The organism is Sphingomonas sp. (genome assembly GCF_035317925.1).
Classification (GTDB): Bacteria; Pseudomonadota; Alphaproteobacteria; order Sphingomonadales; family Sphingomonadaceae; genus Sphingomonas_I.
In genome coordinates, this window is record NZ_DATHFV010000086.1 from 1 (window position 1) to 9879 (window position 9879).

12 protein-coding genes are annotated in these 9879 nt (G+C 66.0%); 4 read left to right on the top strand and 8 right to left on the bottom strand.

What is annotated here, in order from left to right; translation table 11 throughout:
* The 6 genes from ribB to VK533_RS06600 all read right to left on the bottom strand — a co-directional run.
* Positions 1-893: 3,4-dihydroxy-2-butanone-4-phosphate synthase (ribB, locus tag VK533_RS06575; RefSeq protein WP_324376066.1), on the bottom strand; the 893-nt coding region annotated here is incomplete at its 3' end.
* Positions 883-1491, bottom strand: coding sequence for a riboflavin synthase (locus VK533_RS06580; protein ID WP_324376067.1), 609 nt, complete (start codon positions 1489-1491; stop codon positions 883-885). The genes ribB and VK533_RS06580, both read right to left, overlap by 11 nt.
* 9 nt (positions 1492-1500) lie before the next feature.
* Positions 1501-2487, bottom strand: coding sequence for a bifunctional diaminohydroxyphosphoribosylaminopyrimidine deaminase/5-amino-6-(5-phosphoribosylamino)uracil reductase RibD (gene ribD, locus VK533_RS06585; RefSeq protein WP_414712286.1), 987 nt, complete (start codon positions 2485-2487; stop codon positions 1501-1503).
* Positions 2488-2507: 20 nt separating this feature from the next.
* Positions 2508-2843, bottom strand: a complete 336-nt coding sequence (locus tag VK533_RS06590) for a hypothetical protein (protein ID WP_324376068.1) — start codon at positions 2841-2843, stop codon at positions 2508-2510.
* A 38-nt stretch (positions 2844-2881) separates the two neighbouring features.
* Positions 2882-4225, bottom strand: coding sequence for a glutamate--tRNA ligase (locus VK533_RS06595; protein WP_324376069.1), 1344 nt, complete (start codon positions 4223-4225; stop codon positions 2882-2884).
* 36 nt (positions 4226-4261) lie between these two features.
* Entirely contained in the window at positions 4262-4594 is a 333-nt protein-coding gene (locus tag VK533_RS06600; protein WP_324376070.1) for a DUF6894 family protein, read from the bottom strand.
* Between the two features lie 119 nt (positions 4595-4713).
* Between VK533_RS06600 and VK533_RS06605 the strand changes: the two genes are divergently transcribed.
* The 4 genes from VK533_RS06605 (at position 4714) to VK533_RS06620 (ending at position 8022) form a co-directional block, all read left to right on the top strand.
* The gene (locus tag VK533_RS06605; RefSeq protein ID WP_324376071.1) at positions 4714-5145 is read left to right on the top strand and encodes a DUF1761 domain-containing protein; all 432 of its coding nucleotides are present in this window, start codon (positions 4714-4716) and stop codon (positions 5143-5145) included.
* A 195-nt stretch (positions 5146-5340) separates the two neighbouring features.
* Positions 5341-6276 (top strand): ribose-phosphate pyrophosphokinase, encoded by a 936-nt coding sequence (locus VK533_RS06610; protein WP_324376072.1) that lies wholly within the window; start codon positions 5341-5343, stop codon positions 6274-6276.
* A 1-nt stretch (position 6277) separates the two neighbouring features.
* Complete coding sequence (locus tag VK533_RS06615) at positions 6278-7552, top strand: SDR family oxidoreductase (protein WP_324376073.1); 1275 nt, start codon at positions 6278-6280, stop codon at positions 7550-7552.
* Positions 7549-8022: a DUF2269 domain-containing protein gene (locus tag VK533_RS06620; protein WP_324376074.1), complete on the top strand. Its 474-nt coding sequence runs from the start codon at positions 7549-7551 to the stop codon at positions 8020-8022. The genes VK533_RS06615 and VK533_RS06620 overlap by 4 nt, the downstream gene beginning before the upstream one ends.
* A 7-nt stretch (positions 8023-8029) precedes the next feature.
* On the opposite strand, the gene VK533_RS06625 is transcribed toward VK533_RS06620, so the two are convergent.
* Together VK533_RS06625 and VK533_RS06630 are read right to left on the bottom strand one after the other, a co-directional pair.
* Entirely contained in the window at positions 8030-9151 is a 1122-nt protein-coding gene (locus VK533_RS06625) for a GGDEF domain-containing protein (RefSeq protein ID WP_324376075.1), read from the bottom strand.
* 222 nt (positions 9152-9373) lie between these two features.
* The gene (locus tag VK533_RS06630; RefSeq protein WP_324376076.1) at positions 9374-9568 is read right to left on the bottom strand and encodes a hypothetical protein; all 195 of its coding nucleotides are present in this window, start codon (positions 9566-9568) and stop codon (positions 9374-9376) included.
* Positions 9569-9879: the final 311 nt, after the last annotated feature.

The following is a 9879-nucleotide window of genomic DNA, read 5'->3' on the forward strand; positions in this document are numbered from 1 at the left end:
GACCCTTCCTCGCCGATGATCTTCATCGCACCCGCGAGCAGGCCGCCGCGCTTGGAGACCTCGCCGAACATGTCGGCGAACAGGGCCTGGGCATGCATGCGGACCAACGTCGGCTGGTCCGGATCGACCTTGCCCTTGACCAAGGCGATCTGCTCGTCGCCGGTCGCCTTGTTGTAGAAGCTGATCGCGGTCCATTCGCCGCCCCAGCGGCTGGTGAATTGCGTCTCGGCGCGCTTCTCGACCAGATGGTCGTGGCGGCGGCGATAGGCGATCAGGTCGCGGATCGTGCCGATCTTGAGATTGTGGCGCTGCGCGAAAGCGACCAGATCGTCGAGCCGCGACATGCTGCCGTCGTCGTTCATGATCTCGCAGATCACGCCCGACGGGTTGAGCCCCGCCAGCCGCGCGACATCGACCGCCGCCTCGGTATGGCCGGCGCGCACCAGCACGCCGCCCTCGCGCGCCACCAAAGGAAAGACATGGCCGGGCGACACGATCGCGTCGGGGCCGTTCGCGGCATCGACCGCGACCGCGATCGTGCGCGCGCGGTCGGCGGCGGAAATGCCGGTGGTGACGCCGGTCTTCGCCTCGATCGAGACCGTGAAGGCGGTTTCGTGGCGCGTGCCGTTGCTACGGCTCATCAGCGGCAGGCCGAGCTGGTCGACCCGCGCCTTGTTCATCGCCAGACAGATCAGCCCGCGACCATGCGTCGCCATGAAATTGATCGCGTCCGGCGTCGCCATCTGCGCGGGGATGATGAGGTCGCCCTCATTCTCGCGGTCTTCGTCGTCGACCAGGATGAACATGCGGCCGTTGCGCGCTTCCTCGATCACCTCTTCGGGCGTCGACAGGAAAGCGTGGCGCAGGCGCGAAAGCTGCGGGTTAGACGACATGACGAAGCTGCTCCATCCGGCCGAGATAGCGGGCCAGCACATCGATCTCGATATTGAGCGCCCGGCCCGGCGCGACATTGCCCCAGGTGGTCATTTGTTGGGTGTGCGGGATGACGTTGATGCCGAAGCGGACGCAGCCGCCGGCCAGATCGCTCACCTCGTTGACAGTCAGCGATATGCCGTCGAGCGCGATCGAGCCCTTGGCGGCGATATAGGGTGCAATCGCGGCCGGTGCCTCGATCACGATCCGCGTGCTGTCGCCCTCGGGCGTGACTTCGACCACCGTGCCGACCCCGTCGACATGGCCGGTGACGATATGGCCGCCCAGCTCGTCGCCGACGCGCAGCGCGCGTTCGAGGTTGAGATTTGTGCCCTCGCTCCAGTCGCCCGCCGTGCGCGACAGCGTCTCGGCCGAAACCTCGACCGCGAACCAGTCGGCGCCCTTGTCGACCACGGTCAGGCACACGCCCGAGCACGCAATCGACGCGCCCATATCGATGCTGGCGGTATCGAAAGCGGTGCCGATGCGCAGGCGCGTATCGCCCTTGTGCTCGACGCCGGCGATCCGGCCGATATCGGTGATGATTCCGGTAAACATACGTCCTCGTTAGCGCCCCATCCGGGCGGAAAAGTCGAGCAACTTTTCCTGATGGGGCTGGCCGCGCTCGTAGACTTCGAGCCGGTCTATGCCAAGCATACGGCTGTCGACCAGCGTCCAGCGCCCATGCGCGTCGGCCAGCGCCGCCAATCCGATATCACCGAGCGCCGGCTTGCCCGCCCCGATCAGGATCGGCGCGCGGTAGAGCAGCAGCCGGTCGACCAGTCCAGCCGCGAGGAAGGCGGACGCGGTTTGTGCGCCACCCTCCACGAAGAGGTGATCGACGCCCTCCAGCGCCGAGATTTCAGAGGGCGACGCGATTGTCTCCGCCTCCTGTCGTGACGCGCTTAGAACAATGCGCCGGGGCGACCGCGCCTCCAGCCCCGCCAACCGCACATCCAGACTGGGTTGATCCGCCTCCCACGTCCCACGCCCGACCAAAATCGCCTCGTGGCGGCTGCGTTCGAGATGCGTATGCGCCCGCGCCGCCGCGCCCGTGATCCACCGGCTTTCGCCGTCGGCGCGCGCGATCATGCCGTCGAGCGACAGCGCCAGCTTGAGCGTGACATAAGGCCGCCCCAGCGCCTGCCGCGTCAGGAAGCCCATTATGCTCCGCCGCGCCTCGTCCGCCAGAACGCCCTCGACCACGTCGATGCCCGCCGCGCGCAGCCGCGCGAAGCCCTGGCCTGCGGTGCGCGGATCGGGATCGGTCAGCGCCGCCACCACTCGTGCCGGCCCGGCCCCGACCAGCAGGTCTGCGCACGCCGGCCCGCGCGGGCTTGGATGCGCGCACGGCTCAAGCGTCACATAGACGGTCGCGCCCTTCGCCGCGTCACCCGCCTCCGCCAGCGCCATCGCCTCGGCATGCGGACGCCCGCCTGGCTGGGTCCAGCCGCGTCCGATCACGTGGCCCTGGCGCACGATCACGCAGCCGACATTGGGATTGGGGGCGGTCCGCCCACGCCCGCGCGCGGCCAGCGCGAGCGCGGCGGCCATGAAGCGCGGGTCGTTGCTGCTCAGAAGCCGTGACTCGTCAGCGCGTCGTCGAGCTTCTTGAACTCGCGGCGGCGCTCTTCGATCGCCTTGCGCCGCTCGATCGCGTCGGCCCATTGCTGCTGCTTGATCTGGGCGTCGGTGCGGTTGGCCGGCCAGTCGGTCGCATAGACGATCTGCGGCCCCTCGGGCAGCACGCCCCAGCGCGATTCAAGGATGAAACCGGTGATGATGATTGAGGTGATCCCGATCGCGATCGCTCCGAACACCAATTTGTAGCGGCTGGTGCTGCTGAACCAGACACGCTTCACATCCGCAATCAGCACATGCGGTTTAACGGGGCGGGGATAAATCGACATGATGCGAAGATAGGACGTGCGGCTGCGGCTTGCCAGCCTCAGCTGTTCGCCGCCGTCTCGAAGCGCGCGATCGCGCGATCCCGGCCGATCAGCGGCAGCAAGGCCTTCATGTCGGGCCCATGCTCCTGTCCGGTCAGCGCGACCCGCAACGGCAGGAACAAAGGCCGGCCCTTGCGCCCGGTCTGATCCTTGAGGACGCCGGTCAGCGCGTGCCAGGGGTCCTCGCCCCAGGCTATCGTACCTGCCACGGCAGCGGCGGCAGTCAGATAGTCCCGATCGGCGGGATCGGCCGCGGGCGGGTCCACGTCATGTTCGATGATCTGCAGCCACGCCGCCGCTTCGCTCACGGTGGCAAGATTGGGCCGCACCGCCAGCCACAAAGCCTCGCTCATGCCGTCAGGCAGCCGCGCGCGCACCGCTGCGAACGGCATCTGATGGATCGTGCGGGCATTGAGACCGCGCAATTCCTCCATGTCGAACCGCGCCGGCGCGCGGCCGAAACGGGCGAAATCGATGCTTTCAATCAGCCCGTCCAGATCGGCCACCGCCTCGACCGGATCACTCGTGCCGATCCGCGCGAGCAGCGCGTTGAGCGCGATCGGTTCGATCCCGTCCTCGCGGAAGGCGTCGGCGCCGAGCGAGCCCAGCCGCTTCGACAATTTGCCCTCGCTGCCGACCAGCAAGGCCTCGTGCGCGAAGGCTGGCGCCGTCGCGCCCAACGCCGCGAACATCTGCAATTGCAGCCCGGCATTGGTGACATGATCCTCGCCGCGCACGATGTGGGTCACGCCCATATCGATATCGTCGATCACGCTCGGCAACATATAGAGCCAGCTGCCGTCGGCGCGGCGGATCACCGGGTCCGACTGCAGTTTGGGATCGAGATGCTGGGCCCCGCGGATCAGATCGTCCCACTCGATCATCGCGCCATGATCCAGCTTGAAGCGCCAGTGCGGCTGTACGCCGTCCGCTTCCAGCGCGGCACGGTCGGCATCGGACAGGGCGAGCGCGGCGCGGTCATAGATCGGCGGCAATCCGCGCCCGGCCAGGATCTTGCGCTTGAGATCCAGTTCCTCGGCGCTTTCATAGGCCGGATAGACGCGGCCGGCGGCGTGCAAATCGGCGAAGCGCGCTTCGTAGAGCGCGAACCGGTCGGACTGCCGGACGCTATGATCGGGCGTCAGGCCGAGCCAGTCGAGATCGGCATGGATCGCATCGGCGAATTCGCCGGTCGAACGCGCGAGATCGGTATCGTCCAGCCGCAGCAGAAAGCGGCCCTTATGCTTGCGCGCCCACAGCATGTTGTGGAGCGCGGTCCGGATATTGCCGACATGCAAGCGGCCAGTTGGCGACGGCGCGAAACGGGTGACGACTTCGATCATGCCCGCGCCCTAAAGGAAACGCTCCAGAGCGTCACCTCATCGCACGAACCGGGGGTCGGAAAAGGCCTCCGCTGCCATGGCGGAATAAGAATGGCTGCCCCGGCCCGTCAGAGGCACCGCCGCGAATTTGAGCGAGCAGCAGGTGCAGCCGAGCTCGTCGGTGACATGCATCTGCCAGGCTTCGCCGCGCGCGAACCGGCCAGCCCCTTCCGCGATCAGCATTTGCGACAAGCTCGCCGCGTGCAGGCGCGCCGCTTCGAGATTCGGAAGGTCGAGCTGCTCGATCGCATGCTCGAAAGTCCCGTCCTCGATATGGAATTGGAAAATGGACATGATCCCCGCGCCCGCCACCGGGAACGATCGGATCATCTTGAAATATCGTCAATAACATCGGCCGGAATGTTACAATCCTTCACCTTTTGGGCAGCGCGTGATTACTTGATCCGGGCGTGATAATGTTCGGTCGACAAAACAGGGAGGAAGGCAAAATGAGCCCATTCGAGCACGCAACATTATCGTTGCAGCATCTGAACTGGCTGGCGGTCGTAGTCGCCGCGCTGGCCGGCTATTTCCCGGGGGCGATCTGGTATTCGAAGCTCGGCTTTCTGCGGCCATGGGCGCGGGAATTGGGGATCGACATCGATAATCCGCCGGCCGGAAAACATGTCGGCGCCAAGGTCGCGATCGGCCTTGTTCCGGCTTTCGCCGCCGCGATGGTGATGGGACTGCTGCTGCACCACCCCGTGCCGATCCATCGCGGGCTGGTCCTGGGGCTGGCGCTCGCGGGCGGAATCATCTCGACCAGCTTCGCCGTGCAGTATCTCTACGAGAATCGCAGCGTGAAATTCTGGCTGATCAATTCGGGCTATCACCTGCTGCAATTCCTGATCATGGGCGTGGTGTTCGGGCTGATGGTCTGATCGCCGCGCGCTCGCCCCTTTCCCGCACGCGGCTGCGCCGCAAGGCCTTGATCGATCCAGGCTTGCGCCTTGGTCGTGAATCAAGGCCTCGCCAATGACAGAGCCTGATTCACGTCATCAGCGGAAGCGCATAGCGCTTCCACCGATAACGATCAGGCTCTAGGAGCGGTCGCAGGGAAAGGGGACGAGCCGCCCATGAAGCTGATGACCGGCAACGCCAACCGCGTACTCGCCAAGGCGATCGCCGACTATCTTGAGATCAATCTCACCGATGCCTCGGTCCGCCGCTTCGCGGACGAGGAGGTGTTCGTCGAGATTCACGAGAATGTCCGCGGCGAGGACGTGTTCGTGCTCCAGTCGACCGGCTACCCCACCAACGACAATCTGATGGAATTGCTGATCTGCATCGATGCGCTGCGCCGCGCGTCGGCCAAAAGGATCACCGCCGTCGTCCCCTATTTCGGCTATGCCCGCCAGGATCGTAAGCCCGGCCCACGCACGCCGATTTCGGCCAAGCTGGTCGCCAACCTGATCACGGTCGCGGGCGCGGATCGCGTGCTGTCGGTCGATCTCCATGCCGGCCAGATCCAGGGTTTCTTCGATATCCCGACCGACAATCTCTATGCAGCGCCGGTGATCGGCGCCGACATCCAGGCGCGGTTCGGCAAGCGCAACCTGATGGTGGTTTCGCCCGACGTCGGCGGCGTGGTGCGCGCACGCGGCCTGTCCAAACGGCTCAACAACATCCCGCTCGCGATCGTCGACAAGCGCCGCGAAAAGCCCGGCGAGAGCGAGGTGATGAACATCATAGGCGAGGTCGAGGGCCGCTTCTGCATTCTGGTCGACGACATCGTCGATAGCGCCGGCACGCTCTGCAACGCGGCCGCCGCGCTGCGCGAAGCGGGCGCCGAGGACGTCGTCGCTTATGTCAGCCACGGCGTGCTGTCGGGCGGCGCGGTCGCGCGCGTCGAAGGCTCGCAATTGTCCGAGCTGATCATCACCGATTCGATCCAGCCGCTTCAGGCGGTGCTCGACGCGAAGAAGATCCGCCTGCTGCCGATCGCGCCTTTGCTCGCCGAAGCGATCAAGCGCATCTCCGACGAAAGCTCGGTTTCGAGCCTGTTCGACTGACGTGCGCGTCCTCGTCGTCGGCGGCTATGGCTTCATCGGCCGCGCGATCGGCGAAACCTTGCTGCGACGGGGACATGACGTCGTCGGATGGGGACGATCGGCCGCATTGGGCCGCCGACTGCTGCCCGGCGCCAATTGGATCGAGGGCGATCTCGAACAGATGCGCGACCCCGCCGCATGGCATGCGGCGCTCAACGACGTGGATGCCGTGGTCAACGCCAGCGGTGCGCTGCAGGACGGTGCCGGCGGCAGTCTCGCGCAGATCCAGGGCCGGGCGATCGTTGCGCTGATCGATGCCTGTGCGGCGGCAGGAATAAAGGCTTTCGTGCAGATTTCGGCGCCCGGCGCGGCGCTTGATTCCGATACGCGGTTCATGGCGACCAAAGCCGTGGCGGACGCCCATCTAATCGAAAGCGCGCTCCGGTGGACGATCCTGCGGCCGGCGCTGGTGATCGGCCGCAACGCTTATGGCGGCACCGCGCTGGTCCGCGCGCTGGCAGCGCTGCCGATCGCCTTGACGGTGCATGGCCGCAGCCCGGTGCAATGCGTCGCCCTCGACGATGTCGCCGCCATCTGCGCTCAGGCGCTGGAAGGCGCCCTGCCTCCGCATACCGACCTGGCGCTCGCCGCCACCGAATGGCTCAGCCTGCGCGAGGTTGTCGCCGCCCATCGGCATTGGCTTGGCCTGCCTCCGGCCCGGTTCGCGTGCGACCTGCCCGCATGGTGCGCGGCCCCCTTTGCCCTGGCCGCCGATCTCGCCGGCTGGCTGGGATGGCGTTCGCCATTGCGGTCGACCGCGCTTCGCGTGATGCAGGATGGCGTGACGATCGATGCACCGCCCGCCGCTGTCCCACCGTTCGCGCCGCTCGACGCCATACTGGCGCGCAATCCGGCCGGCGCGCAGGATCGGGTTGCGGCGCGGATGTTCCTGCTGCTGCCGGTCATCCTGCTGGCGCTGGCGGCGCTCTGGATCGGGTCGGGCGTGGTCGGTCTGCTGAACACCAGCCGGGCGGCCGGGCTGATCGGCGGCGGCACGACGACGGAGCGGCTGGTCCAGGCCTGCTCCGCGATCGACCTGCTGCTCGGTGGTGCGATCCTGGTCCAAAGCTGGGCCCGGCGGGCGGCGATCGCGATGGTGGTCGTCTCGGCCGCCTATCTGATCTGCGGCACGCTCGTCGCCGGCAGCCTGTGGGCAGACCCGCTCGCGCCATTGCTCAAGATCATTCCCGCACTGGCGCTAGCGCTGGTCGCGGCCGCGATGCTGGATCGCCGATGATCTACGCCGTCCTGCTCTGGCTGCACGTGATCGGTGCGACGATCCTGCTCGGGACGGGCGCGGGCATCGCCTTCTTCATGGTCATGGCGCATCGATCGGGCTCGCCGGCGCTGGTCGCGCATGTTGCCGGGACGGTCGTTGTCGCCGATTTCCTGTTCACCGCGACCGCCGTCATCGCGCAGCCGATCACCGGCGTACTGCTGATGCAGCAGCAAGGCTGGCCGCTAACCACGCCCTGGATCGCCGCGGCCCTCGGCCTCTACGCGCTGATCGGGGCGTTTTGGGTGCCGGTCGTGTTCCTGCAGATGCGCATGCGCGATCTGGCGCGCGCCGCGGCTGCGGCGGGTCAGCCTCTACCACCGCTCTACCATCGCCTTTACCGCGTCTGGTTCGTGTTCGGCTTTCCGGCCTTCTTCGCCGTACTCGCGATCCTGTGGCTGATGATCGCCAAACCCGGCCTGCCGGGCTGATCGGCGATCAGGCCGCGACCTGGTCGCGGCCGCCCGCCTTCGCACGGTAGAGCGAGAGGTCCGCGCGCGCCATGGCGGGCGACAGGTTGGTCTCGTCCGCCAGGACGCGCGCCAGCCCGACGCTGATCGAATAAGCCGGCAGGCCTGACGTGGCCGGATCGGGAATGGCCCGGACCTGTTCCGCCAGCGCGCGCGCGTCATTCTCGTCGGCGGTCGGCGCGACCATGACGAACTCGTCTCCGCCCAACCGTACGAACACGCCGCCGCGCTCGACCGCCAGCGCCTGAACGCGACTGGCGAACGCGACCAGCACCGCGTCCCCTGTGGCATGGCCGAACGTGTCGTTGATCGTCTTGAAATGATCGATGTCGACCAGAAGCAGGCTGTTCGCGTGCGAGGCCAGTTCCCGATCGTGCTGCTTGAGCCCGGTGCGATTCCACACGCCGGTCAGCGCGTCGCGCAGGACCGATTCCTTGAGTTCGCGCAGCGCCCGTTCCCACGGCGTGGCGAGCAGGCCGAGGTTGAGCACACCCAGCAGCACCTGATCCTGCAGCATCGGCAACAGATCGAGCGTGGTCGAGCTGAACGCGCCCCACAATTGCACCCAGATCGAAACGACGTAACCGGGCCCATAAGCCAGCAGCCCGATCCCGACGATACGGCGCGGCACCGAAATATCGCCCTTGTTGCCCGCCAGGATCGCGAAGGCGCAGATCACCATGCAGGTGCCAAGCGCGACCGACCCGACGACATGACTTACAACCAGCCCGTTCGCCGCCGGCAAGAGCATCAGGGGAAGCGCGACGCCGATCGCGGTCGCCGCAATCGGGATCGCCATCCATCGTCTGAATGCCGGCAGCCGGTCGAAACGGCGCATTCCGGTTACCAGCAGGAAATCGGACAAGGCGATCAGGCCATAATTAAGCGCATTCGCTATCGGCGCCGGCATTCCGGAATCGAATTCGAAACAGAGCAGAGCAATCGCATAAATGGCGGAGCTCGCACCCCAATGAAGCAGATAGGTCTCGCTTCGCCGGCGCGCCCACAGGACGATGAAGATCGTCGCATAGGCGGCGCTCGCCAGAAGGCTGCACAGGCGCAGCGTCGGAATGTCGGGTGTAAGGAACATTGGCCGGCTTCTGCTTTACAATGACTGTCGCGGAAAGAGGTTAACGGCACCTGCAGATGCACCGTTCCGGTGCTGAACCGGTTTCAAAATCGACTCGCCTTTCGAAAGGACCGATCCGTCCCTATCGGGATGGTAACGCTATCCCCGAGGTAGCAAATCGTCCGGGCAAAACGGGCTTGCGGAACCCGAAATGGACCGCTGCGGGCACTGGGGAAACGCGGCCTATTCGGCGTTGGTCGCCGCCTGATTGCCCACATCCTCGTTCATCGTCTCGTCGTTGGCGTTGGTATCCGCCATATTCGACAATTCGGTCGCGGCGTTGACCTCGTTGGTCGCGGTCGCATCGCTCTTGTGGCAAGCACCGAGCACGAGCGCGGCGGCGATAGCACCGCCCGTCAGAACCATACGCATGTTCATGGCAATTCCCCCTATGCCGACCCGCCCCCGCGCGCCGACCAGCCAAAAGAAGCCTAAAGTCGCCCTTTTGTCCAGTTTTCTTCGTCTTCCCTGAAGCCGCCATTGCTCCCGGAGGACGAGCGCGGGCCAAAGAAAAGGGCCGCTGTCGCCAGCGGCCCTCCCCTTATTCGCCTGATCGATTGGATCAGAACTTGTAGCGTGCACCCAGCAGGTAGCGGGCCGAACCCTCCTGCAGGAAGAAGGTCTCGACCTTGTCGCGACCGTAGGTGCGGATGCCCTCCTCGGTCAGGTTGATGCCTTCGAACGACACC